The organism is Comamonas terrigena NBRC 13299 (assembly GCF_006740045.1).
GTDB lineage: Bacteria > Pseudomonadota > Gammaproteobacteria > Burkholderiales > Burkholderiaceae_C > Comamonas > Comamonas terrigena.
In genome coordinates this window covers 2879605-2904881 of record NZ_AP019749.1, presented here as the reverse complement: position 1 = coordinate 2904881, position 25277 = coordinate 2879605, and the positions used below count along the sequence as shown (strand labels likewise).

At 62.0% G+C, this 25277-nt stretch carries 23 protein-coding genes and 1 pseudogene; 10 read left to right on the top strand and 14 right to left on the bottom strand.

From position 1 onward, the window contains the following. Positions 1 to 67: 67 nt before the first annotated feature. The 4 genes from CT3_RS13135 to CT3_RS13120 all read left to right on the top strand — a co-directional run bounded on the left by CT3_RS13135 (position 68) and on the right by CT3_RS13120 (position 4239). Positions 68 to 757, top strand: coding sequence for an alpha/beta fold hydrolase (locus CT3_RS13135; protein WP_227657894.1), 690 nt, complete (start codon positions 68 to 70; stop codon positions 755 to 757). 641 nt (positions 758 to 1398) lie between these two features. Then, complete coding sequence (locus CT3_RS13130; RefSeq protein ID WP_083520222.1) at positions 1399 to 2286, top strand: sce7726 family protein; 888 nt, start codon at positions 1399 to 1401, stop codon at positions 2284 to 2286. A 1-nt stretch (position 2287) separates the two neighbouring features. Continuing rightward, entirely contained in the window at positions 2288 to 3220 is a 933-nt protein-coding gene (locus CT3_RS13125) for a sce7725 family protein (protein ID WP_066533214.1), read from the top strand. A gap of 8 nt (positions 3221 to 3228) precedes the next feature. After that, complete coding sequence (locus CT3_RS13120; RefSeq protein ID WP_066533212.1) at positions 3229 to 4239, top strand: RES family NAD+ phosphorylase; 1011 nt, start codon at positions 3229 to 3231, stop codon at positions 4237 to 4239. Between the two features lie 633 nt (positions 4240 to 4872). Here the strand turns inward: CT3_RS13120 and CT3_RS13115 are convergent. Next, a complete protein-coding gene (locus CT3_RS13115; RefSeq protein ID WP_066533364.1) occupies positions 4873 to 5769 on the bottom strand; it encodes a LysR family transcriptional regulator in 897 nt (298 codons plus the stop codon). Between the two features lie 101 nt (positions 5770 to 5870). Between CT3_RS13115 and CT3_RS13110 the strand changes: the two genes are divergently transcribed. Then, positions 5871 to 6269: a hypothetical protein gene (locus tag CT3_RS13110; RefSeq protein WP_066533210.1), complete on the top strand. Its 399-nt coding sequence runs from the start codon at positions 5871 to 5873 to the stop codon at positions 6267 to 6269. Between the two features lie 140 nt (positions 6270 to 6409). Here CT3_RS13110 and CT3_RS13105 read toward each other — a convergent pair whose 3' ends face one another. Beyond that, a complete protein-coding gene (locus CT3_RS13105) occupies positions 6410 to 7348 on the bottom strand; it encodes a DMT family transporter (protein ID WP_066533209.1) in 939 nt (312 codons plus the stop codon). Positions 7349 to 7399: 51 nt separating this feature from the next. Between CT3_RS13105 and CT3_RS13100 the strand changes: the two genes are divergently transcribed. Beyond that, positions 7400 to 8281, top strand: coding sequence for a LysR family transcriptional regulator (locus tag CT3_RS13100; RefSeq protein WP_066533207.1), 882 nt, complete (start codon positions 7400 to 7402; stop codon positions 8279 to 8281). 122 nt (positions 8282 to 8403) lie between these two features. On the opposite strand, the gene CT3_RS13095 is transcribed toward CT3_RS13100, so the two are convergent. Then, entirely contained in the window at positions 8404 to 9321 is a 918-nt protein-coding gene (locus CT3_RS13095; protein WP_066533204.1) for a LysR family transcriptional regulator, read from the bottom strand. Positions 9322 to 9410: 89 nt separating this feature from the next. Here CT3_RS13095 and CT3_RS13090 point away from each other — a divergent pair, with 89 nt between their 5' ends. Then, positions 9411 to 9944 (top strand): DMT family transporter, encoded by a 534-nt coding sequence (locus CT3_RS13090; protein ID WP_066533203.1) that lies wholly within the window; start codon positions 9411 to 9413, stop codon positions 9942 to 9944. Positions 9945 to 10225: 281 nt separating this feature from the next. Continuing rightward, positions 10226 to 10645: a VOC family protein gene (locus tag CT3_RS13085; protein ID WP_066533202.1), complete on the top strand. Its 420-nt coding sequence runs from the start codon at positions 10226 to 10228 to the stop codon at positions 10643 to 10645. 141 nt (positions 10646 to 10786) lie between these two features. On the opposite strand, the gene CT3_RS13080 is transcribed toward CT3_RS13085, so the two are convergent. Further along, positions 10787 to 11782 carry an NAD(P)H-quinone oxidoreductase gene (locus tag CT3_RS13080; protein WP_066533200.1) on the bottom strand — a complete coding sequence of 332 codons (996 nt, stop codon included), beginning with the start codon at positions 11780 to 11782 and terminating at the stop codon, positions 10787 to 10789. 243 nt (positions 11783 to 12025) lie between these two features. On the opposite strand from CT3_RS13080, the gene CT3_RS13075 reads away from it, so the two are divergent. Then, complete coding sequence (locus CT3_RS13075) at positions 12026 to 12895, top strand: LysR family transcriptional regulator (protein WP_066533196.1); 870 nt, start codon at positions 12026 to 12028, stop codon at positions 12893 to 12895. Between the two features lie 85 nt (positions 12896 to 12980). Here CT3_RS13075 and CT3_RS13070 read toward each other — a convergent pair whose 3' ends face one another. Continuing rightward, on the bottom strand, positions 12981 to 13814 hold the full coding sequence (locus CT3_RS13070) for an AraC family transcriptional regulator (RefSeq protein WP_066533193.1): 834 nt from the start codon (positions 13812 to 13814) through the stop codon (positions 12981 to 12983). Positions 13815 to 14084: 270 nt separating this feature from the next. Between CT3_RS13070 and CT3_RS13065 the strand changes: the two genes are divergently transcribed. Beyond that, a complete protein-coding gene (locus CT3_RS13065) occupies positions 14085 to 15752 on the top strand; it encodes a 2-isopropylmalate synthase (protein ID WP_066533191.1) in 1668 nt (555 codons plus the stop codon). A gap of 544 nt (positions 15753 to 16296) precedes the next feature. Here the strand turns inward: CT3_RS13065 and CT3_RS13060 are convergent. The 9 genes and pseudogenes from CT3_RS13060 to CT3_RS13020 form a co-directional block, all read right to left on the bottom strand. Continuing rightward, the gene (locus tag CT3_RS13060) at positions 16297 to 16644 is read right to left on the bottom strand and encodes an RNA-binding regulator (RefSeq protein ID WP_083520221.1); all 348 of its coding nucleotides are present in this window, start codon (positions 16642 to 16644) and stop codon (positions 16297 to 16299) included. Positions 16645 to 16755: 111 nt separating this feature from the next. Then, entirely contained in the window at positions 16756 to 16962 is a 207-nt protein-coding gene (locus CT3_RS13055) for a hypothetical protein (protein ID WP_083520220.1), read from the bottom strand. 851 nt (positions 16963 to 17813) lie between these two features. After that, positions 17814 to 18647 carry a phosphodiesterase gene (locus CT3_RS13050; RefSeq protein WP_083520219.1) on the bottom strand — a complete coding sequence of 278 codons (834 nt, stop codon included), beginning with the start codon at positions 18645 to 18647 and terminating at the stop codon, positions 17814 to 17816. Positions 18648 to 18661: 14 nt separating this feature from the next. Beyond that, positions 18662 to 19717: pseudogene (locus CT3_RS13045) on the bottom strand (ABC transporter ATP-binding protein). Further along, positions 19707 to 20474, bottom strand: coding sequence for an ABC transporter permease (locus CT3_RS13040; RefSeq protein WP_083520218.1), 768 nt, complete (start codon positions 20472 to 20474; stop codon positions 19707 to 19709). Before CT3_RS13040 ends, CT3_RS13045 begins: the two are co-directional and overlap by 11 nt. A gap of 35 nt (positions 20475 to 20509) precedes the next feature. Beyond that, the gene (locus CT3_RS13035; protein ID WP_066533186.1) at positions 20510 to 21343 is read right to left on the bottom strand and encodes an ABC transporter permease; all 834 of its coding nucleotides are present in this window, start codon (positions 21341 to 21343) and stop codon (positions 20510 to 20512) included. An 18-nt stretch (positions 21344 to 21361) separates the two neighbouring features. Beyond that, positions 21362 to 22375, bottom strand: coding sequence for an ABC transporter substrate-binding protein (locus CT3_RS13030; protein ID WP_066533184.1), 1014 nt, complete (start codon positions 22373 to 22375; stop codon positions 21362 to 21364). Positions 22376 to 22411: 36 nt separating this feature from the next. Continuing rightward, positions 22412 to 23410 (bottom strand): LacI family DNA-binding transcriptional regulator, encoded by a 999-nt coding sequence (locus CT3_RS13025; protein ID WP_066533180.1) that lies wholly within the window; start codon positions 23408 to 23410, stop codon positions 22412 to 22414. Positions 23411 to 23880: 470 nt separating this feature from the next. Further along, positions 23881 to 24546, bottom strand: coding sequence for an NAD(P)H-binding protein (locus CT3_RS13020; protein ID WP_066533176.1), 666 nt, complete (start codon positions 24544 to 24546; stop codon positions 23881 to 23883). Between the last annotated feature and the right edge of the window lie 731 nt (positions 24547 to 25277).

The following is a 25277-nucleotide window of genomic DNA, read 5'->3' as shown; positions in this document are numbered from 1 at the left end:
TAGCAGCGGCGAAAGCGGTTGCAGCGGCAAATAGGACAGCACATCCAACACACAGCAGGAGTCACCATTGACCACCGTTCTGATCCCTGGCTTCATGCTTGACCAGGATTTATGGACCGACATCCACCCCTATCTGCAGACCCGTGGCCCCTTGGTGTATGCGGACCTCAGCACCGCCAGCACCATCGAAGACATGGCAGCCCATGTCCTGCGCACGGTGCCGGACGGCATTTTTGACGTCATCGGCTTCTCTATGGGCGGCTACGTGGCCCGCGAAATCGCCCGCATTGCACCGGACCGCGTGCAGCAACTGGTGCTGATGGCCACCTCGTCGCGCGGCGACACCACCTTGCAGGCGCGCCGCAAGGCCGACGCCGTGCTGGCCGCACCCCAGACCTTTGCGGGGGTGAGCAAGCGCTCCATCCGTCAATCCCTGGCGCCCGCGCGGGAGGATGACGATGCGTTGGTCAACCGCATCCACGCCATGGGCGTGCGCCTGGGCGGCGACGCCTTCCGCCGCCAGGCCCAGCTCCGCCGCGACGGCGACACCAACCGCCTGGGCGACATCCGTTGCCCCACCCTAGTCATTGCCGGCCAGCAAGACCGCTTGCGCAGCCTGGATGAAGCGCAGGAGCTGCACCAGGGCATCCCGGGATCACAGCTTCAAGTGCTGGATGCCGGGCACATGATCCCGATGGAGGTTCCGGCAGAGACGCAAAGCGTGCTGGCGGGGTTTCTTCGTCAGCGCAACGGATAGCCTGGATGCGGCGTGGACTGCTGGCCTGTCAGCAGGAGGCCGTCCACGGGAGCTGATGCGCTGCATGTGTCAGTGGCATGTGCGGGGTGCCTATCTGAAGCAGGTTGCTGCCAAGTTGCACCCGCCTAGGTCTGCAGTGCAGCGAGGCCTGCACCTCGCACCTGCATGCAATGCGTACGACATCAGGCGCATTGCAGTCGTTGCGACAGCAGAGAAGTGCGTCGTTCCGCGACCTCTCTGTGATGTGTAGCGGAAGTGCCAGTGAAAACTGGACTTCCACCCTTTCTGTCGTCGTAGCTGGACGTCGCTTCTAAGGAAGAAGCCTAAAAAAGGCACTTCGACATGCTGGGAGTAGCTTCGCGGCTGCCTGCCGAGACCGACTAAACAGCACGCACGTGGAGAGACGGTGGGCTGGCCTGATTCGAGAGCGCTTTGAGGGGCTTGCTGCTCGGCTTCAGTCGCCCGGTGCCGCTGGCGATGATCCGCACACTGTGGGAATTTGCCACTCGTAGCCAGCCAGCGACAAGCTCTCCCTTCACCTGCTCACACGGGTTGTCGCTGAGTCATGCCTAGCCGAGGGATCTCTTATGGTCTATGAACTATACTGGTCTATTTAACAGCAGAGCGTCTGAGGATATCTTTTGCACCTGTCGAACGCACAGCTCGTTGCGTGCTCACGTCTCTTCTCAGCTGGCGTCCTAAGGGAGTTCGCCAGCCTGGGACGGTCTCCTCTTTTCAGTCGATTTGCAAGGGAAGCAGGGCTGCATCAAAGCCGCAACGATCTACCTACGATTGCTAGCGCCTTCGACGCTGCGTTTGCTGCTCTAAAGCCGGTGAATCGGCGGGATGAGTACATATACAAAGCCGCTTTGACGCAGCGAGTGCTGCTTGGGACGCATTCGCTTAGAACTGCCACGATGCTCTCAGAGTTTCGGATCGGCTCCTGCAAAGCAGATCTTGTGATTCTCAATGGCACTGCCACGGTTTATGAAATCAAGTCTGAGCGTGACTCACTCTCCAGGCTGAGCAAACAACTTGAGATGTACCGTAAGGTTTTTGCCAAGGTGTACGTGATCGCAGCCGAGCGATTTGTAGAAGAAATTCTTCGTGAGTCCGATCCACATATCGGCGTTCTGAAACTATCCTCTCGCTTCCAAGTCCAGACAGTTCGTGAAGCGATTTGCGGTGCAGAGAAAATATGTGGCGTCACGCTACTGGACTCGTTGAGGACTGCTGAGGCAATCGATGTGCTTGAACGACTTGGACTAGCAGTTCCAGTTGTACCAAACACATTGCTGCGAGCTGAGTTACGCAAGATATTTGTTCAGCTTGATCCTTCTGAGTTGCACGAAGCCGCCGTTCAAGTCCTAAAGGTGCATCGCAGCCTTTCGGGACTTCAAGACCTAGTAACGGCACTTCCCTCATCTCTGACTGCTGCCGCACTAACCATTCCGCTAGCCGCAGGGGAGCGTGAGACGCTCGCAGCGGCCGTTGACGCGCCTTTCGAAAACGCACTTGACTGGTCTTGACATGTACTTCCCCTACTTTCGAGGAAAGCAGTTTGAACTCATTTCTGTTCGCGAGAACGCGGAGAGGTTTGCGCAAGCGGGCTTTGTGCCAGTCATCGAGCCGGTCAGGGAGAGCTTCGGAGGTCTTGAAAAATCGCTGAAAGCCGTGTGCGACGCTGGTGGAAGCGCGGTTGTTGTCGTCAACCCCTTTCATGGCGATCACTCCGAGAACGGCGAGGGCATCTCAAACCTGCTGAAGGCGTACCTGCCCAAGAGGGAGATCGCCGCAGGTGTGCTCCTGACCGCAGACATGAATTTGGATGAAGTCGTCTCGTGCTTGAAGGTTCATGAGGACCATAACTTGACCCTCCTGCATGCAGGCTTTACACAAGGGAAGGCGCTGGCCGAGGCCGTTGCTGGCAATAACGTGGTTCGGCACCTTTTTCTCGGAAGCGAAGACCCCCTGTATCGACGTAATTTCAAGGGGCAGCCTAGAGTCCTTGTTCGCGATGGATTCAAACGTCGAAAGCGCAATCTCGACTATCCGCCCGTAGAGTTTTTCTCTGTGCTCCACGCCTCGTTTGAAGAGGAGGGGATGGATGGGTTTGGCGATTTTCTTACTGTCGGCGACGAGTTCCAAGAGTCTGGAGGGCCCGCCTACTCCATCGCTATTCATCTGACATATATCGATCCCGATGATGAGGATCGGATGTTCGTATATCACTTCAAGTCGCTGAGATCAGACACCCCTGCCGATCCGGCTGGCAAGTTTGCGGAAGCGCTGTCCGCTCTCATTGAAACCATCAATCGGGTCGACTCGAAAGTGCTTGAGACACAGGCTGTGTTGGAGTTTCGATCACTTCACGCAAGAGGGCATTTCCCGGGGCTGGGCTATGTCAAGAAGCTGTCCATGCAGCATCACATCGAGACGCTTGCCGCTTTCTTCAAGAAGTAGTCACGGCGATGAAATGTTGCGCGCATTGCTTTGGGGATCTCACGCTGCAGAAGACCATTACGGATCTGGCGTCTGATGAAGGCACGTGCTCGTTCTGCGAGACGACTAACGTCAAGTTGGTTGACCCCAAGGTGCTGGCAAACATCTTCGCACCGCTTCTTGCGGTGTACGAGCGAGTTTCCGAGGGCCCTCTGTTGGTGGAGCGCCTAGCTACCGACTGGCTGCTCTTCGATCACCCGCGGCTCGATTTGCAACGCAAAAAAGGGCTTCTTGCTGAAATCCTTGATGACGGCGAGGTAGTACGCCATCCGTTCGCGTTTGCTCAGTCCTATGTGCGCGACGGGCTGGACTTACTGTGGGAGCGGCTGCGCGACGAGTTGATGTTCAGTAACCGCTACTTCCCTGAGGCGGGAATTGATGAACGTAGGCTTGAGGCCTTGCTCTCGCTGCTAGAGGCGATCGACGTACCGACGACTTGGTATCGCGCACGCATGCAACAGGGTGAGCAGATGTATGCGCTCGCGGAGATGGGCGCGCCACCGCGCGGTCAGCCCTCTCATGGACGAGCGAACCCTGCCGGAATTCCGTACCTGTATCTCGGCTCCACCGAACAGACCGCCGTCGCCGAGATTCGTCCCCACACCGGAGAAGTCGCGACGGTTGCCGAGTTCGCGATTGAAGATGGCATGCGGCTGCTCGATCTGCGTAACCCCAGGAAGCTCATTTCTCCGTTTGATTTCGGTGATGAGGACTTAATAGCCGGCCTGTATGCGGATATTCCGTTCATTGAGCGGCTTGGGTTCGAGCTAACTCGTCCGGTTCTCCCTTCGAGAGCCGCGATTGACTACGTTCCGAGCCAGTACCTATGCGAATTCATCAAGAAGATCGGGTATGACGGTGTCATTTATCGAAGCTCTGTTAGTGACGGCATGAATGTTGCACTATTTTCGCCGTCTCGTGCAGCGGCATTTTCGGTGAGACCAAGAACAGTCGCATGCGTTAGCGTCGACATTAAATAGGACCAGGGGAATGTCTGTTCTCTTCTGGCTTAGCAGCCAAGGCGTTCGCTCCAGTGGCAGCGATTGAGCGTCCGGGTCTAGGGCAAGGCTGGACGCCAATTGGTGCGCCGCGAACTTCAGCTCTCGAAACTTTGGGGCATTTAGCGTTTGAGCTGTAGCGGCAGGAGGCATCGCATTGCTCGGGCTGTTTCTGACCGGCCAGAAACTAGCCCATCAGCCTTCCGTCTGGTGCGCGGCATATGTCATCTGCCGGTGCTCAATGTTCGCCAGTAGCCTAGCCCGCCAGTCATGACGCCTACCGCCATCGTCCCTGATGCAGGAAGCGATCAAAGCACCATCCCCGCCCTCAACCCCGAAACACCAGCACCAGATCGACCTCCGCTGGAATAGGTACCTTGCGGTAGAGCTGGTTCAGGTTCTTCCCGTCTTGGCTGCTGTAGCCCTAGGCCGTTCTGGGCCTTGCAAGCCGTGCACGGCACTACCCTGGCGCGTGCTTTACCCACGGAAGGGCCATCAGAGCATGGCACGCCCGGAGCGTCGCAGCGACCACAGCCCGGCGGAGGTCAGCGATGCCAGCACGGCGCGAACGGTTTCCACGCCCGGTCGCACCGGGCCGGGACTCTGTCGCTAAGCTCATGGCCCTGTCTCCGCCCCCTGCCCTCCAGCCAGCAGCCGCCGCACCAGGGGATGGTTCTGGCCGCGCCTGGACCAGATGGCGTGCACTTCTTCGGCCACGTCGGGGCTGCTGCCCAGCTGGCGCAGTCCGCGCACCAGGCTGACATCCTTGGCGCCCAGCTCGCTCACCGGAAACACCCCCAACCCCCTGGCCGCAAACACGGCCAGCAGGGCGCTGTCCTCAAACTCGCCCACCACCCGGGGCCGCACGTGGATGGCATGGAACCACTGGTCCAGCGCCGCCCGCAACGGCGAATGGGAGGTCGGCAACAGCACCGGCAGATGCGCCAGAGACCGGGGGAAATGGTCCCGCGCCGACTTCTTCACCAGGGAGGTGGGGCCGAACCACTGGATCGTGGACCGGGCAATGCGCTCGCTGCGCAGGCGGCGGTTGGGGTTGGGCGGCGCCGCCTGGCCGGCCAGCACCACATCCAGCTGGTGCAAGGCCAGCTCGGACAGCAGTTCCTCGAACTCGCCCTCATGGCACACCAGGCGCAGCTGCGGGGTGGCAAGCACCGGCTCCAGCAGCGCATGCGCGGCCAGCTTGGAGATGCCGTCGGACAAGCCCACGGACAGCCTGACGGTGCCGGTGCTTGCGGCCTCGCGCACCTCATCGGTGATGCGTTGCCCCAGGTGGAACACCTCGTCGGCCCGGGCAAACGCGGCCTGGCCGGCATCGGTCAGCGCCACGCCCCGGCCGGATGGCTTGAGCAACTGGTGGCCCAGCGCCTTCTCCAGATCGCGCACCTGCATGCTGACGGTCTGCACCGCCATGCCCAGGCGCTCGGCCGCGCGCGAGAAGCCGCCTTCCTGGACCACGATCCAGAAGTAATAGAGATGTCGGAAGTTCAGCATGCTCATGTCGATAAAACCGAATACTTGATTCGGTAAAAACTGATAGATCGCATGATGCCAGCTAACGATACTGTTCGACCGATATTTGTGAAGGAAGCTGGATGTTTTTTGCGCTCACCTGGGGCCTTGCCTTTGTACTTTTGGCGCTGTGGTCGCTGACCTGCTGGAGCCTGCACGCCGTCACGCTGTGGGCCATCACCAGCGCCGGCACGATGGCCGGCGGAACCGCTGCGATAGATGCCGCCCTGGTGCCCGCATGGCTGCAGATCTGGATGCCGCCCGAGATGGTGGAGCTTTTCCAGGTCCTGGTGGCTTCGTTCGGGCCGATGGTGCAGTCGCTGCTGACCATGGTGCCGGCGCTTGGGGGGCTGGTGACCGTGCTGGCCTGGGCCATCTGGGGATTCGGGGCGCTGGCCGTGGTGGCGCTGGCCTTTGGCGCCCGGATGGTGGTGGGCTTGCTCACGCGCCAGCGCCTGCAGCCCAATGCCACACGTGTATGACTGGCGCCTAACAGGCGCATGAACGGTGTCTGGCAGGGCCCATGGCCGCTGCACCGTGCGGCGGGCCAGGAGGGCGCTTGCCGCCCCGCACCTGGCGGTAGCCCGGGTGGGTGTTGCGGGCGCGGTGGCGCCCCATCACATCAGGCCTTGGCCTGCTGCCCTGTGCCCGCCAGCCGCATGCGCCCGGCGGTCATCAGCAGCATGCCCAGAATGGCGGCGGCGCCCCCGCCCAGCAGGCTGGCGGTGAGGGCCTCACCCTGCCAGACGCTGGAAAACAGCATGCCGAACAGCGGCACCAGCGCCATATAGGCGGCTGCGGCGCCAGCGCCCAGTTCCTGCACCCCTTGCAGGTACCAGACGTAAGCCAGCGCCGTGGCGCCCACGGCCAGCGCCACCAGGCTGTACCAGGCCGTGGCCGGGGCGTGTACCAGGCTGCCCCAGGCGGAAGGGCCTTCCAGCACCAGGCTGGACGCCAGCAGCAGCACCGCGCCCAGCAGGGCGGTGGCCGTGGTGGTGGTCAGCGCCTCCACCCGGGTCAGCACGGTGCGGCCCACCAGCGTGTAGGCCACCCAGCAGGCGGCGCAGCCCAGCAGCAGCCATTCGCCCGCGCCGGATGCTGCAGACAGCAGGGCCAGCGGATTGCCGCCGCCCAGGGCATACAGCGCGCCGGTCACGGCCAGCCCCAGGCCCAGGCACATCACCGCGTTGCAGCGTTCGCGGAACAGCAGCACCGCAAACACCAGGGTCAGCACCGGGTTGAGCGCCACCACCATGGCCGCCTTGCCCGCAGGCACAGTCTGCAGCGCCCAGAGAAAGCACACCGAATAGCCCAGCACGCCCACTGCGGCGGCGGCGGTCAGCCCCAGCCACTGGCGGGTGGACAGGGCGCGCAAGCTGCCCAGCCGGCCGCTGCGCCACAGCCACAGCAGCAATACCGCGCTGGCCAGCCCAAAACGCAGGCTGGCGGCGGCCAGCGGGGGCATGGCCTGCGCCACGGCCCGGCCCCAGGGCCAGGAAGCGCCCCACAGGGCGGCCATGCCGATCAGTTGAAGGTGTGTGAAAGTGCGGTGTATGTGCATGGAGCGGTACTATCTGCTCATTCATATTCATCGTCGAATGAGTAAACGCTCATGACCTTCACGCAGCTTGAAGTCTTTGCCGCACTGGCCCGGGTGGGCAGCTTTTCCCGGGCTGCGCAGATGCTCGGCATTTCGCAAAGCGGGGTCAGCCATGCCATCAAACAGCTGGAGACGGAGCTGGGCGTCACCCTGTTCCTGCGCGAAGGGGCGGCCGCCACGGTGACCGAGGTGGGGGGCCGGCTGCTGGCCCGCGCCAATGACATCCTGCAGCAGAAAGAGGCACTGCAGCAGGAAGCCGATGCCGAGCAGGGCATGGCCCGGGGCACCTTGCGCATTGCATCGTTTGGGGCCACCTCGTCCTTGCGCCTGCTGCCCCAGTTGCTGGCGCGCTACCAGAGCGCGCACCCGCTGGTGGAAGTGCAGATCGAGGAAGCCACCGACGAGGTGGTCGTGCAATGGCTGCTGGAGCGGCGGGTGGAGCTGGGCTTTGTGGTGCTGCCCGACGAGCGCTTTGACACCTTGCCGCTGACCGAGGACGAGCTGGTGGCGGTGCTGCCCTCCGCCCACCCGCTGGCCGCCAAGTCTGCCGTGCGCGCCATGGATCTGCATGGCCAGCCCTTTATCCGCACCTCGGCCGGCTCGGGCCCGCACATCGATGCCTTTCTGGCGCAGGAGGGGGCCGTGCCCCGCACCCTGTTCCGGTTTGAACAGCTCAGCTCCATGATGGGCTTTGTGGCCCGGGGCGATGCGCTCACCATTGCGGCACGGCTGGCGCTGCCCAGCCCTCCGGACGGCGTGGTCTACCGCCCGCTGAAGCCGCGCTGCCGCCGGCCCATCGCCCTGGCGGCGCTGCGCTTTGACAAACTCTCGCCGGCGGCTGCCGCCTTTGTCGAGACCACCCGCAAGGCGCGCAAGCACTGGGTGATGGGCTGAGCGGGAAGGGGGCTGGCGATGGACTGGCGCTGACTGACGCCTATGCAGTCGCCCCGGCAGTGGGCCGCTGCGGTGGGCCATCGGTTGCCGTGCAGCGCTGCCGCTGCCGGGCCCTCCGCTAGTCAGCCAGATGGCATGCCCGTGGTGCAGCAGTCCGCCATCACCTGCCGCAACCAGGTCAGCGCCGGGTCCATGTCCTTGCGGATGTGCCAGGCCTGCTGGTATGCCAGCTTGGGCAGCTGCAACGGCGGCGGAAATTGCCGCAGTTGCCGGAACGCACGCAGCGGGCCCACCGCACGCCGTGCAATGGTCAGCACCAGATCGGTGTCGGGCAGCAGTTCCACGGCGGCGCTCCAGTGGGGCAGGGCCACGGTGATGCGGCGTTGCAGGCCCATGGCTGCCAAGGCGCGCTCGATTTCATCGTTGGCATCCGGGCGCAGTGCCACCATCACATGGGGGCGCTCCAGCCACTGCGCCAGGGTCAGGCCGCTTTGGTCCGGCACGGCCGTCTTGTCGGCCAGGCAGATGAAGTCCTCTTCAAACAGGGTCTGCACCTGGATGTCTTGCGGCAGCTCGGGAAAGATGCCCAAGGCCAGATCCAGCTCGCCATCCGCCAACTGGGCCAGCATGGCGTCGCGGCTGGCCTGGCTGATGGCGAAGTCAAAGCCTGGCGCATGCACGCGCACATAGCGCATCAGGTCCGGCAGCACCAGGCGTGCCGCGTAATCCGACAAGGCCAGCCGGAACCGGCGCCGCTCCTGCAGCGGGTCGAACGGGGCGGTGCCCAGCAGGGTGTTGAGCTTGCCCAGCGCTTCCGACAGGGGCTGGAGCAGGGCATTGCCCCGGGCCGTCAGCTCCAGCTTGCCGCTTTTGCGGACCAGCAAGGGGTCGTTGAAGTGTTCGCGCAGCTGCGCCAGCGAATGGCTCACGGCCGGCTGGCTTTTGTGCAGGCGCAATGCGGCCCGGGTCACGTGTTTTTCCGTCAGCAAGGCATGCAGCGCCAGCAGCAGGTTCAGGTCGATGCGGCGTAGATCATCCATGCGGCGAATAGTACATGTGCGTACAAATGATTTCCATAAACAAGTCGGATGCATGACCATGCAGTCACTGGTTCACAACAATGCAAGGAATGACCGATATGAACAGCAAGATGGCCTTGATGAGCGCATTGGGCATGGCACTGGCCGCCGGTGCGGTGCTGCCTTTTCAGGCCGCCGCCAATGCCAACGTGGGGCGCGCGCTGGGCCACCCGCTGTGGGGGGCCATGGCCTCGCTGACCGTCAGCGTGGCCGTGATCGTTCCGCTGCTGCTGGCGGTCAAAGCCCCCAGCCCGAATGTCAGCGCCGCCCTGCACGGCCCCTGGTGGCTGTGGGTGGGCGGGGTGCTGGGCGCGCTGTACGTGGGCAGCGCCACCGTGCTGACGCCCAAGCTGGGCGCCGGGAGCTTTCTGGTGGCCGTGGTCGCCGGGCAAATGGTCACTGCGGTGCTGGTGGACCACTACGGCCTGATGGGGCTGACCCCCCGGCCCATCAACGCCATGCGTGTGCTGGGCGTGCTGCTGATTCTGGGTGGGGTGTTTCTGATCCAGGGCGGCGGCAGCAAGCAGCCGGTGAAGCCGGTGGCCATGCCCGTGCCTGCCAGCACCGGCTTGGGCACCTCCTGAGCGCGGACAGAGAACATGCGGAGCGCTTGGGGACCCGTGGTGGGTAAGCCACCGCGCACCACGCCGCACTGCGCACACCACCCCCCTGGGTGACCTTCGCCGGCCCCGTTCCCACATTGCTCGACAAGGTTGGGCAAGTCGGCGTACACACCGGATCATGCACAGGGTGAAGTACAGGATGAAACCAGGGTCCCCTGGCTCCAAGCGACAGTGTGAGTTGGGGTGAGAACGCCCCTAAGGCGCGCGGCCCACAGCGCACCAGGCTTTCAAAGGAGATTCCCATGCATCCATTCCGCATCCAGCGTATCGACCACATCGTGCTGCGGGTCAGCGACCTGGAGCGCAGCATCCGCTTCTACCAGCAGGTGCTGGGCTGCGAGCTGGTCAAGCGGCGCGAGGACCTGGGCATGGTCCATCTGCGTGCCGGCGCCTCCCTGATCGATCTGGTCGATGTGCAAGGCCCGCTCGGGCGTGCGGGCGGTGGACCCGCCTTGCCCGGCGAGCGCCGGAACGTCGACCATCTGTGCCTGCGCATCGATCCTTTTGACGAAGCCGCGCTGCTGGCGCATCTGGCCAGCCATGGCGTAGCGGCAGAGAAAGCCGAGGAGCGTCTGGGGGCCGAAGGCACAGGGCCCTCCCTCTACTGCAGCGATCCGGACCACAACCGGGTGGAACTCAAAGGCCCGGCGAACGCCGCGTGACTGAGGGGGAGGTTCTTTCCCTGGGGGGCTGTCACCATCGCCGGCCAGATGCTGTACCTGCCTTGACGGCTGCCCCGACGCAAGTCCAAGGCCAGCCCACGGCATGGCAGGCCTGGGCCGGGCCTGTGCTGGCTCTGTACGTCAGCGCTCCGTGCCAGCGGGCAGCAGCAGAATCTTGCCGATATTGGCACCGGACTCCATGTGCTGGTGCGCCTGCGCGGCGTCTGCCAGCGCAAAGCGGCGGTCGATCACCGGCCGGATCGTGCCCGCCTCCAGGGCGGCAAGCCATTGCTTGGCAAAGCGCTGCACCATGGCCTGTTTGACTTCGGGTGTGCGTGACTTCATTACCGTGCCAAAGATCTTCAGGTGGCGGTACAGCACCGCGTCCATGGGCAAGCTGGCGTTGGCCGCGCCACCCAGCAGACCCACGCACACCATGCGCCCGCCCACGGCCAGGGAACGCACATTGGCCTCCAGGTAAGGGGCTCCTACAAAGTCGATCACCACGTCCACACCTTTGCCCTCGGTCGCCTGGGCCACCACGGTCTGGAAGTCTTCGCTGCGGTAGTCGATGCACACATCCGCGCCAAAGCCCAGTACCGCGTCGCGCTTGTCGCCGCTGGCGGTGGCAAACACCCGGGCGCCCGCCGCATGGGCCAGTTGCACGGCGGCCGAGCCGACGCCGCCCGCCGCCGCATGGATCAGCACCGATTCCCCGGCGCGCAGGCCGGCCAGGTGAAACAGCGCCTCGTGCGCGGTCACAAACACCTCAGCCACGGCACCGGCCTCCACCAGGTCCAGGCCCTGGGGCACATGCATGGCCATGCGGTGGTCGATGCGCGACAACTCCGCATAGGCGCCGCCGCCCACAATGCCCATCACCCGGTCGCCCACGGCAAAGCCCTGCACCTGCGGGCCCAGCGCCACCACGGTGCCCGCAATCTCCAGGCCCATGGTGTCGGCATCGCCAAAGTAGGCGCGGCCGTAGGCCCCCTTGCGGTGCAGCAGGTCGGCGCGGTTCACGCCGATGGCGGCATTGCGCACCATCAGGTCGTGCGGGCGCACCTCGGGAATAGGCAGGTCGCGGGGCACCAGCACTTCGGGGCCGCCAAAGTCGTCAAACACAATGGCCTGCATGGTGGTGGGCAGTGGGGCGGCTTGCGAGGCGGGGAGGGCGGAGAGGGACAAGGTGGATGGGGCGGAAAGGGTGGACATAGGCGTGTGCTGAAAATATCTTGAGGCCCCGAAGGTTACGCCGCCCGCCTGCTTTTATGATGCAGCGATTTCGCTCTGCAGTGATGCAAATTTGCATCAGCAGAATACCGGGCACACATCAGTCAAATATCAGCCAAACATCAGTCAGTCAGCAGGCCAATCACCATGAACTGGGACGACACCCGCATCTTTCTTGCCCTGACCCGCACGCCTTCCCTGCGTGCCGCTGCGCGCAGCCTGGGGGTGGACCAGGCCACGGTCGGGCGGCGCCTGAACGCGCTGGAATCCGAGCTGGGGGCCAAGCTCTTTCTGCGCGCCAAGGACGGCTACCTGCTCACCGCCGCAGGCGAGACGGCGCTGGCCGCCGCGCGGCGCATGGAAAGCGCCGCGCTGGAGCTGCGCACCAAGATCGAGGGGCAGGACGAGCACCCGGGCGGGCTGGTGCGCGTGACCAGCACCGATTCCATCGCCATCGACCTGCTGCTGCCTGCGGTGGAGCAGCTGCAGCAGCAGTGGCCGAACATCCGGGTGGACCTGGAAGTCTCCACCCAGCTGCTCAGCCTCAGCCGCCGGCAGGTGGACATCGCGTTCCGCAATGTCCGGCCCGACGCCCCGGATCTGGTGGTGCGCCGGGTGGCGGCCTGGCCCGTGGGCCTGTTTGCCAGTGAGGCCTATCTGGCGCGTTTTGGCGAACCCGTTCCGGAGGACGAGCTGCGCGGCCACCACCTGGTGGTCTACGCACCCTACCTGGAGCAGGGCCCGTTTCTGACCATGGCCGGCGTGCCGGCACGCCAGGCCCGGATTGCCATGACCGTGCGCTCCAGCCTGCTGGTGCGCAAGGCGGTGGCGGCCGGCATCGGCCTCGGGGAAATGCCCGTGTGGATGGGTGAACGCGAAGGCCTGGTCCGCATCTGGCCGCAACGCCGCCGCCCGAACGACTACGAAGTCTGGCAGGTCATGCACCCCGATCTGCAGCGCACTGCCCGCGTGCGTGCAGCGGCGCAGTTTCTGTCTGCGGCCTTTGAGGTGGAGTAAGCCGGCCACACCGCAAAGTTCCCAGCGGTGCAACGGTGTGACAGGGGCAGGGGGCGTGCGCCGTGCGCCGGCTGAATCCACCACCCTAGGCGGACAGCCTTTGCGCACCTTTTGGCATGCCGGATGCTGCCGCGACAAACTCCGATGGCGGGCATCCAAACGTCTTCTTGAATGCCACAGAGTAGGCGCTGTGGCTTTCATAGCCGCTCTCCAGGGCCACATGGGTGATGGGCATCCCCTGGAGCAGCTTTTCGATGGACTGCATCAAGCGCATCTTCTGCCGCCACTGCCCCAGGTTCATGCCCGTGCTTTTCAGGAAGCGCCGGTGCAGGGTTTTGGACGTGATCGCATAGCGTTGGGCCAGATCCTCGGCCGTGCTGGCCTGTGCCGGATGGCGCACGAGGTGTTCACACACGGTGCCCATCAGCTGGTCATCGGGCCAGGGCAGATGAAACGGCAGGTGCGCCACCGTTTTCAGCTCCTCCACCAGCAGCTGACCCAAAAGTGCATCGCGCGGCTGGAACGGCGCTTGGTGGGGCACCTGCACCAGGGCGGTGATGAGTTCCCGCATCAGCGGGGAGATGTGCACCACGCAATCGACGGGGGGCAGCCCCGCGTCCAGGTGCTCGCCCACAAAAATGCCATGGGCGGTGACGGCCGTCATCGCCTTCAACTGGTGCTGTACGCAAGGGCGCAGCCACACGGCCGTGGTGGGGGGCACCAGCCACTGCCCGGTTGAAGCCTGCACCAGCAACACCCCTGTCGACGCGTAAATCAGGTGTCCGCGCGGGTGGCTGTGGAAGGGAACCACATGCTCTGCGGGGTAGCGCTCCACCACCCCGGTTGCGGCCAGTGGGGAGGCATGTGCGGGGTCCAGATCCAGTCTGTGGCCGCCACGGCTGTGTGCAGCAAAGCCCATGGGGTGATGTCCAAATTGATAAAAAGAATGGGAATTTTTTGATAGATGCCTTTGGGATGGAAGTCTAGAGTGTGTGCATTGCTTCCCACAAGTCTTTCTTCGTGAACCCCATGCACACCTTCCCGCTATGCCTGCTAGCCCTGACACCCGGTCGGGGTCTGTACGCATGCGGCTGCCCATGGTTGCATGCAGGTTTCCCCAGATCCCGACCGCAGCCAAGCTCCTGAGAGCAGGGAAACCAGCACATTCATCTCCCCCATTGAGGCTTCCATGCTGGCCATTCCCTCTCAAAAATACCGCGCTTTTCCTGTTGTCCATCTGCCTGATCGCCAATGGCCATCTCGCACGCTGGCGCAAGCGCCCATCTGGCTCTCCACCGACTTGCGTGACGGAAACCAGGCCCTGTTCGAGCCGATGAACCGTGAACGCAAGCTGCGCCTGTTCCACCAACTGGTAGGGATGGGGTTCAAGGAAATCGAAGTCGGCTTCCCCTCGGCATCGCAGACCGATTACGACATCGTGCGCCACCTGATTGATGCGCAACTGATTCCGGCCGACGTGACGCCCATGGTCATCACACAGCTGCGTGAAGACTTGATCACCACCACGGTGCACAGCGTGGCCGGTGCCCGGCGCGTGATCGTCCATCTCTACAACGCCATCGCCCCGGCTTTTCGCGAGATCGTTTTCGGCATGGACGTGCCGCAGATCATTGCGATGGTGGAACACCACATCCACCTGCTCAAGCGCCTGACCCAGGCACACCCGGAGACCGAATGGGTGCTGCAGTACTCGCCGGAGACCTTTTGCATGGCAGAACTGGAGGTGTCGCTGCAGGTGTGCAACGCCGCCATTGCCGCCTGGGATGCGGGGCCGCAGCGGCCCATGATCATCAATCTGCCAACCACCGTGGAGGTGTCCACGCCCAATGTCTTCGCCGACCAGATCGAATGGATGGACAGACACCTGGCCCGGCGTGAACACATCGTCCTGTCCGTTCACCCGCACAACGACCGGGGCACTGGCGTGGCCTGCGCCGAGCAGGCGCTGCTGGCCGGTGCCCAGCGGGTGGAGGGCTGCCTGTTTGGCAACGGCGAACGCAGTGGCAATCTGGATGTGGTCACGCTGGCCTTGAACCTCTACACCCAGGGCATTGCGCCGGGACTGGACTTTTCGGATATTTCCGGCATTGCACGCATTGCCGAGGAATGCACGGCGCTGCCCATCCACCCGCGCCATCCGTATGTGGGGGATCTGGTGTTCACCGCGTTCTCGGGCTCCCACCAGGATGCCATTGCCAAAGGCTTTGCCGCGCAAAAACCGGATGCCTTGTGGCGGGTGCCTTACCTGCCCATCGACCCCAATGACCTGGGGCGCACCTATGACAGCATTGTCCGGGTCAACAGCCAGTCGGGCAAGGGCGGGATCGCCTACCTGCTGCAACGGGACCACGGCATGGTGCTGCCACGGCGTATGCAGATTGAATTCAGCGCCATTGTGCAGGCCATGGCGGACGGCAGCGAAGCCGAACTCTCCAGCCAGCAGATATGGGACTTGTTTCAGGCCACCTATATGCGGCCGCACCAGAAGGGAGCATCCATGCACTACCTGGGCCACCGGCTGTTTGACGACGCCCAGGGGCAAGGGATTGAACTGCAGTGGCTGGATGCACAAGGCCAGCCGCAGACCCGCATTGGCACTGGCAACGGCCCCATTGCGGCGACTGTGGCCGCCTTGAACCTGCCTGTCCGTATCGACAGCTACGAGGAGCGCAGCGTGGGGGGCGGTGCCGAAGTATCGGCAGTCGCAATTGTGGAAGCGTCCTTCCCCGGTGTCCCGGGCTCCAGATTTGGTGCGGGCAAGGATGCCAATATCGTGAAAGCCTCTGTGCTGGCAGTGCTCAACGCCGCCATGCGATGTGGCCACGGCGCAGGCTGATGCGGTGCATGCTGCCCTTTCACTGGCCAGTGCAGGGCAGTATTTACGGCTGTTTCTGGCAGCAGAAAGCAGGTAGACAGGCAGTTAGGCATGCGTGCGCACCACCGGCATGGAACCCGCGGGTGGTGTGTGCTCCAGCCTGGAGCCGGACTGTTTTCTGACCCTGGCCGGCGTGCCGGTAGGGCAGGCCTGGATTGCCATGACCCTGCGCTCCAGCCCGCGGGTGCCTGCGGCGGCGCAGTTCCTGTCTGGGGCTTTTGAGGTGGAGCAAGCCTCTTCAACCCAAAGTGGCGGGCCGGTGTGGCAAGGGCAGTGTGGCGCGTGCGAATCCACCGCCAGAAACTATCCTGTCAGCAGCGCGGGTGGAGGCCTGTGGCTGACAACAGGCTACCTTGAACGTCGGCTCCCGACTGCGGATTCAGTAGATCGATGCAACCATTGCAGTCATCCAAAGGCCGATAAATCCTGCTCGGCAATGCACACTCCCAAGTACAAAAAACGCCCTCAATCGTGGGGCGTTTTTCTGTGCTGTGTGGCTGCTAGATCAGTAGCTGGAACCACCGCCATAGCCATCATTGCCATAGCCAACATTCGGGCGAGAGCTGGCGCGGAATTCGCGTTTTTCACCGAATCCACGTCCTTCCTCGCGAGGTTTTGCAAGGTTGACGACGATCGAACGACCATCGACGGACATTCCATTCAGCGCAGTAATAGCGGCTTGGGACGCATCGGCAGATGCCATTTCCACAAACGCAAAGCCTTTAGAGCGCCCGCTGTCACGATCCATCATGACTTTGGCGGAGGTAACGCTTCCGAATTCAGCAAAGTTGCTTTTCAGGCTGGAATCGGTCACGGAGTAAGGCAGGTTGCCCACGTAAATTTTGGTGCTCATGGAAGGAGCCTTTTCTATTTGTGATGTGCCAATGATGGACGCATCGTTTGAATATGGCTGTGGGAGTGGGAGTCCGTAGCAACCGGATAAAGTTGAGTGCTTGTCTACAGCTCAGCTCATTGAGGGCTGCATGGACGTATGCAGCCAGCCTTGCGTCACAGCATAAATTTTTGCTGCTTCGGTTGAGGCAAATGTTTTGTCAAAGCGAAAAATACGGCAGTAGCTGCTGTTTTGCTTTGTGCGCTGAAGTGCGAAAGAAGCTTGGAAGCGACCGCAATGGGTCTTAAGCGATGTGGGCGTAACAAAGTACTTGCCCATGGCAATAGGAGAAAGTGGAATTTAGTTCAATCTGAGAGCAGACCAAGAGGCCTGCATGAGCTTTTGATAACTCGATTGGCTGAAGCTCTACAGCCAACGGCGCGAGAAACCTCGCGAAAATTTTTTCAGAGGAATTTTGACCTCTGAAGTACGTCGCGAGAAAGCTGGTTGAAGCTGCTTCGCAACGGTGTTTATCATAAGTCTTTTTTATAAAAAAGACAACTTTTATTATTTTTTTGGATTTTTCTTTCTTTTTGGGATGGTCTGCGTTTCGATGGACGAATGCTCTATCCGCGATAGCGCTTGTCTTATCGATTGTCTGCTCTTGGCCGGCTGCAGACAGGTCTGTTCACCACCGTTGCGGCGCCCCGCAGGAGGTGGTGCTGCTCCACACGCCGTGATGGCATGCCAGCGCAAGAGGGGCTGCCAACAGCCAAGCGCGTCAAGATGCTGGTGCCGCTTCAGCGCCATGGTTGGCGGGCTCCAGGGCGCGCAGTTGCGCCACCGATAACTCCCCCCCCCCGCCAGGGCGACCGTGTGGGCCAGCCGTGCAATCGGCCTGCAATGAGGGGGGTGAGGGCCGCGCCGGGTCGGTAGCGCCACTGCAAAACACGCAAAAGCCGTCACTCGAGCCTGGCATATGCCCAGTGACCGAGTGACAGCTTGGAGGTGTGAAGCCAACCTGAAAGGACATTTCAGTTCAATGGCTGTTTTTTGGAGGGGAGGGAGCCGCGGTCGCTGGCTGTGCGGGGGGGGCACCGCATTCCGCCGGTACCCGCTTACTTCGCTGAAAGAAAAATCATCCAGGCAGCAAGAAAACTGCCAAAACGGCCAAAACGGCCAAAACGGCCCTAGTCGATCAGCTTGCCATTGCTATCCCAGAACGGGTGTGGGCCATCAAAGGCGCCGCTATATGCGGTGTGACTGACCATCCGCCCCGACGCTGGCAGCGCATGCAGCATGAACCCGGGGGGCTCCATGGTCCAGGCAGAAAGCGCATCCTCCGACAAGTCCAGACACACCTGGTGTGCAGGCGCCGGCGAAGTCATGGCGACCGTGCCCCCGAATGCCACCTGAATGCTGCGGTGCAGGTGGCCACAAATGACACGTTCCACATTGGGGTGACGGCTGATGATGGCCTCCAGCTCTGCAGCGCCTTGTACCAAGCCAATGCGGTCCATATGCCCAATCAGTGTCTGAAATGGCGGATGGTGCATGGCAATCACCACCGGGCGACCTTGGGAGGATGCCAGTTCATTTTCCAGCCATGCAAGGCGCTGGGCGCACAGGCTGCCCTCGCTTTTTCCTGGCGTGACCGTATCCAGTGCCAGCAGCCGCAAATCGCCGATGTCCACCGCGTATTGCAGAAACTCCCCATCCGATGGCAGATAGGCAAATTCTGGAAATGCATCCCGCAGGCCGTGGCGCTCGTCGTGGTTGCCGGCCAGCAGGTAGATAGGCAAGGACCCCAGCGGGCTGAGCAGTTCACGCAGGTGCGCGTACTCCGCAGCTCTGCCAAAGTCCGTGAGATCACCGGTGATCACCATGGCGTGGGGCTTCTGGGGCAGTCGCAAGATCGCCTGGATCGTGTGGCGCAGATAGTCTGCTGTGTCAATGCGTCGATAGGTGAGCCGGCCTGGTTCCCGAATATGCAGGTCGGTGATTTGCAGCAGAAAAGTCGTCATATCCAACATCCCTATCAAACGCGGCTGGCCATCCAGTGGTGGTGGGCGATCTGGATGCCGACCAGGTCACCGGCGTTGGCGGCATGGTCACGGCCCACATCGGCAATCAAGGGGTTTGGCCCGCCAACGTTCAGCGTCAACTGGACGCGATCGCCCAGGAACACACGGCGAGACACCGCGCAGGTGACGGCGCCAGCGGTGCCTGCAGCGCAGACTTCGATGTCCTCCGGGCGCAGCAGCACCTGCGCAGCCCCTGCACAGGAATCCGGGCAGTGGAGCACCACATCGCCCAGCATGATCTGGTTGTGGGCGAGCAGTTCGCCGCTACGCTCCAGCTGGTTCACACGTCCCAGGAACGTCGCCACAAAGGGATGGGAGGGGTTGCGGTAGAGGCTTTCCCCATCACCGATCTGCAGAATCTGTCCTGCTTTCATGACCGCCATCCGGTCTGCGATGGCCATGGCTTCTTGCTGATCGTGGGTGACGTGCACGGCCGTGATGCGCAACTGCCGCAGAAGCTAGGCCAGTTCATCACGCAGTGTTTCCTTCAGCTTGGCATCCAAAGCCGTCAAAGGCTCGTCCAGCAGCAGTACGCGGGGCTTGGAGGCCACAGCCCGGGCCAGGGCTACTCGCTGGCGCTGACCGCCGGACAATTCTGCCGGGCGCTTGTGTTCCAGGCCGTTCAGGCGCACCAGATCCACCAGCTCGCCCACGGTGCGACGTTGCTCTTCCGCGGAGGCACCGCGAATGCGCAAGCCATAGCCGATGTTGGCCTGGACGCTCATCTGCGGGAACAGGGCGTAGTGCTGAAACACCATGCCGACCTCACGCTGCTCGATCGGCATGTGCGTGACGTCCTGGCTGCCAAAGCCGATGTAGCTGCCGGCATCCGCGCTCTCCAGGCCGGCAATGATGCGCAGCAAGGTCGTTTTGCCACACCCCGAAGGCCCGAGCAGCGCAAGCACTTCTCCAGGCTCTACATGCAGGTCGGTGGGTTGCAGTCCACGCGTTCCGTCGGCGTACGTTTTGGCGCATTGGCGAATGTCAATACTGGTGCTTTTATTTTCCATAGTGCTTTTCAATAACGTGACCAATCGCTTGCAGAGCCCACATCACAGGCAGGATGACGATCAGAAAAATGATGGTGTAGGCCGAGCCAATCTCCAGGCGCATGGAGGCATAGCTGTCTGCCAACCCCACGGGCAAGGTGCGGGTCAAAGGGGTGTGCAACATCCAGGTCAGGTTGAATTCGCCGACCGACAAGGTGAAAACCATGAGGCACGCGGCAACGATGGCTGGAAGCACGGCTGGAATGAGAATGCCGACAAAGCGCTGGCAGAAGGGCGCCCCCAGCGAACGTGCCGCTTCCTCCAGAGAAACAAGCTCCTGCCTGCGAAAGGCAGAGCCCACCATGCGCACCATGAAGGGCAGAGTGAAGATCACATGGCCCACCAGAATGAACGCAAAGCTCTGGCGAAAGTGGGTGACGCTGCCGTAGGCCAGCAGCAGTGCCAATGCGCTTGCCAAACCAGGAATGGCCACCGGCAGCGTCAACAGCTCTTCAAAATGGCGGGCCCAGGCAGAGCGGCTGCGCGCCAGGGCATAGGCACACGGAACGCCCAGAACCAATGCGAGCACCACGCAGGCGCACGCAATGAACAAGGACATGAGCACCGTATTGCCATAGCCTGTCCAGACTTCAAGCAACCAGCGCGTCGTGAAGCCGCTGGAGATGCCCTGGCTGTAATTGACCACCACGCCCGCCAGAATGGACAGCAGCATGGGTGCCAGCATGAAGGCGGTGACGACCAGTGTCACGGCCCACATGAGCAGTGGCATTTTTTGAGAGGTGCGGTGCATGGTCAGACCCCCGATGCATTCGGCCCGGCAAAGCGTCGGGCCAGCCAGAGCACCAGCCAGGTAATCAGCCCCAGGCTGATGGACAAGCTGGCTGCCAGTGCGAAATTGGCGTAGTTGGTGAATTCGTTGTAGATGCTGATGGGCAGCACCTCAAACTTGCTGGACAAGGTGAATGCCGTGCCAAACGCCCCAATGGCCGTGGCAAATACGATGGCACTGCAGGCCATGGTGGTGGGCATCAGCTGCGGCCACCACACATCGCGTGCAACGGCCCAGCCGCGGGCACCCAAAGAGCGGGCGGCTTCCTCCAGGTGGGCATCCATGGCTTCTGCTGCGGCCGTGTACGAAGCGATGGCGCGTGGCAGCGAGAAATACAGATAGCCCAGAAACAATCCCCAGAAGCCATAGGCAAAGGTGATGCGTTCCATGCCCAGGGCGGCGGAGAGATCGGCCACCACACCTTGCCGGCCACCCACCAAAATGATGAAGAAGCCGATGATGACCCCGGGGAACGACAGGGGCAGCGTCAGCAATGACAGCAGCAGGCCCCGTCCTGTAAAACGGCTGCGGGCCATGGCAATGCCCATGATGGCCCCGATGAGCAAGGTGGCCAGAGTGACCAGCAGGGACAGCCCGACGGTCTGCAACAGGCTTTGCAGATACAGCACGTCGGTGAACGTGGCGAAATAGGTCTTCCAGCCCTCCCTGGCAGGCAGGGCAATCAACATCACGGCGGGAAGCAGCCAGAATGCGGCAAAGAACGCCACAGCAGGGGCACTGCAGGCAATCAAAAGGAAACGGGGAGAGACAGAGCCCGAAATACTGTGGCGCGTCATGAATCAGCCTCGTGTTCCTTAGCGAACTTCACGCAGGTAGCGTGTGGAGAAGCTCTTTTGCACCTCGGCCATCTTGCGGTAGTCGACGGACTTGGCGCGTGCATATTCCGATGCAGGCAGGAAGTGGCTGGCCACTTCCTTGGGCATCTTCACATCGCGAACCGGGCGAAGGTAGGCATTGGCCCACAGCGACTGCCCTTTGTCCGAGAGCACATAGTCCAGAACCTTTTTCCCGTTTTCAGCGTTGGGGGAGTTTTTGACCAGGCTCATGACATAGGGCATGACCACAGTGCCCTCTTGGGGAATGACAAATTCCACATTGGCGTGGTCTTTGTATTTGGCCCGGTAGGCGTTGAAGTCATAGTCCAGCAAGATGCCAAACTCTCCCGACAGCAGACGCGCGTACGACGTCTGCTTGGGAACAATCGGCTCGTTCTTCTGGAGTTGCTTGAAATAGTTCAACGCCGGGGTGAAGTTGTCCATGCTTCCGCCCAGGGCCTCATTCACGGCGACTGCGCCCACATAGCCCACGAAAGCAGACGAAGGGTCCAGGTAGGCAATCAGCCCCTTGTATTCAGGCTTGAGCAAGTCCGCCCAGGACTTGGGCACAGGCTTGTTGCCCAGGGCTGCCTTGTTGACCATGAAGCCCAGGGCGCCGGAGTGGATGGTGAACCATTCCCCCTTGGGGTCTTTCAAGCCATCCGGAATCTCGTTCCATGTGGCGGGCTTGTAAGCCGTCACCACACCATCCTTTTGCGCCTGGATGGCAAACGTCACGCCCACATAGGTGACGTCTGCCACCGGGCTGGATTTCTCGGCCACCAGCTGCGCCAGCGACTGGCCGGAGTTCTTGTTGTCCGGCGGCACCGTAATGCCCGTATCGGCCTTGATGGCCTTGATCTGGCTTCCCCAGTCCGCCCACTCAGGAGGGCAGTTGTAGCAAATGGCGTTTTGGGCCAGCACGGCACCGCACATCGTGGTGGCAGCAGCCATCACGGCCAGGCCACGAAAGTTCGCTTTAGGCAAAGACATCAGATTTCCTCGGTTGGTAAAAGCAAAAGCACCGCCTCACAGAGGCAAAGGTGAACAAGATTCCCCGGCACGCCAGCCGTATGGCAGCTGCACGCTGTGCGAAGGCAGAAGCGGAATGCCATCCGTCAGTGCGTTGCACAGAAGCGCCACGCACTGCTGGCCAATGGCCTCATTGGGTTGTGTGATGGATGCGAGCGAGGGGGTGAGGTCGCGGCCCAGGCCAATGCCGTCAAACCCCACGACGCACAGATCCTGGGGAATGCGCAATCCGGCCAACGTGGCTGCGCGGATGCTGCGAATGGCAATCACGTCATTGCTGCACACCAGGGCCGTCGGCCTGGTGGCCTCCATCAGGTCCTGTTGCAGCTGCTCCAGCGCCTGTTCGGCAAATGGAAGTTCCCAGACGGGCAATGGCGACAGGTTCTGTGCCTGCATGCCCTCCACATAGCCTTTGCAGCGCTGTTGGGCACGGTCAGAGGCATGCAACTGGCCCGTGACCATGCCAATGCGCTGGTGGCCGGCGGCATGCAGGCGCTGGATCAGCTGGAAAATCGCACCATGGTTGTCGACAGAGATGCAGGTGTGCTCCTGCGCCTGGTTGTACGCCAGCACATAAGGCAATTTCGTTTGCTGGGTGCGTTGCAGGACCTGGGAGGTGGCCGGGTTGGACACCACCAGGATCAGCCCTTCCACCCCGGCATTCAGCAATCGCTCTGCTGCTGCGGCCTCCCGCTCCGGGCTGTATTCCGTCGTCGTCAGAACAATGGCATACCCACGTGTTTCCGCTTCTTCCGCAATGCCTTGCAGGCACTGTGCAAACACGGGATTGGCCAAGGTGGGCAGCATGACCCCCAGCACCTTGTTGCGGCGGGTCCGCAAGGTGCGAGCGCTGCTGTTGGGCACATAGCCAAGCTCATGCGCTGCACGCAGCACGGTGCTGCAGGTCTGTGCATTGACAATGCCCGGGTTGTTGAAAACCCGCGATACCGTTGCGACCGATGTCCCTGCACGCCGCGCCACTTCTGCAATGCTCATGAATGAAATCGTTTTCTGTAAACGTTTTCATTTCACCCGTCGCACATGACATGGGGGTGATGTTTCCAAGAAGCTTTTGTGACACGGCGGCGATTGCACCTGCCAACCGTTGCTGCGCAGCGAAGCGACGACAGTGGCGGGTGACCGGTTGAATGCGGGAGCCTGGCCCTTGGCGCAAAGCCATGGACGCCGCGCTCACCGGCTGGAGCAGGGCAGTGCACCTTGCAGCAGGAGACCCCGATGACGTCGATGGCGCCGAGGACATCGATGGCGTCGACGGCAGCGTGGGGCGCACAGCGGCTTCTTGCGCCTTCTCACTGAGCGCCAGACTCCGGCCTGAAGCGTTCGCGAGTCAGGCCGCCTTCCCGGAGATGCCTGTTTTCAGGCCAATCGTGCCAACCGCGCCAGCTGGGGGGGGAGGTTGGTGCCCCCTTCAGCGGGGCCTCTCCCATGCCTTCACAGGGCTGTGCTCATGGGGCCGGGGTGCCCAGCCGAATCAATGCGTCAGAGGACAGCTCCACAATGCCTTGTGCGGCTGGAACGCTGCGCACCAATGCCAAAGCAACGGCCCGCGCATGCACGGGCCGGTAGGTGGCCGGCAGAATGGGGGCGAGCAGCTTGGCCACCGGAATCGCAATCCGTTCGCCCAGCCGTGCAGGCTGATCCAGGTGCTCTCGGGTGTCAAGCAGCAGAGAAGGGCGCGCGATCACCAAGGCCTCAAGGCCCAAGGTCTTGAGCGCATCTTCCAGCTCACCTTTGGTGCGGTTGTAGAACACGGACGATGTGGAATCCGCGCCGGCCGCACTGACCACCCCCACGCGGCGCGCACCGGCGGCAACTGCGGCCACCGCCACCGCAAGATTGGCATCCAGGTCGACGGCGCGGAATGCGGCCTGGCTGCCAGCCACCTTGATCGTGGTTCCCAGTGCCAGATACACCTCGTCCACCTGCGGCAGCGTTGGCAGCTGTTGAAAGTCGACAATATGAACGCACAGCTTGGCGTGGCTGGTACGCAGCGCCCTGCGGCTCAAGGCATGCACCGCTGTGACCTGCGGGTCGGCAAGCAGTGCTTCGATCATCAAGCCACCGACCAGGCCCGTAGCACCAGCCAGCAGTACGGTTCGTTGTGTGTTCATACCGTTTTCCTCAGTTCAGGCGCATGGACTGGCGTGCGCTGTCGGGTGTCTGCCCGGTCCAGTCATGGAACGTGCGATAGAAGGATCATTGTCACTTGTTGGCGGCAGGGCTTTCGCCTGTGGCGTTTGAACAGACCTTCGCGACGTCCGCTAGCGACCCATTGCAGTCACTCGATAGTGCCTGAATTAAACCGACCAGCGAAGCGGGTTCGGCTTGGATGAATTGCTAGGCTGAACCTGAGGTGGCCGTACCCAATCGTAGTTTTTAATCTTTGGTACCGAACTGAACGCCATTAAATGTGTGCGTGCAACAAGTGCAGAACGGCTTCATGTCTTGAGCCCTCAAACTGGAATCTACTAACTGAAGTAGACCTTCTCCATCAACGAATAGCCCGCTGAAATAGCTGCTCTCGCCTACGCGTACAAACTTTTCTTTCTGTTCTTCACATCTTGCAACGAGCCAGAATATTGGCTCCGTTGTGTCAAGGCGAGACTTAGCCTCCCCAAATACTCGATCCCAAGGATCTCCCACCTTTGATAATAAAAAGCGGAAAAGTGGAGTGTAGTCACGGCCGTGCTTTAGCCGGCCGTGCATAGATGTACGGCTGGCTTCACTGTTTTTTGAGCTCTTCGTTTGACGGTCATGTCGGAACTCTCCACCCACGCCATGTTTCACGCCATGAGTCCGAGTGTTTACTGAGCGGTAAAGTGGAGAAGTGCGCATGCTTTGT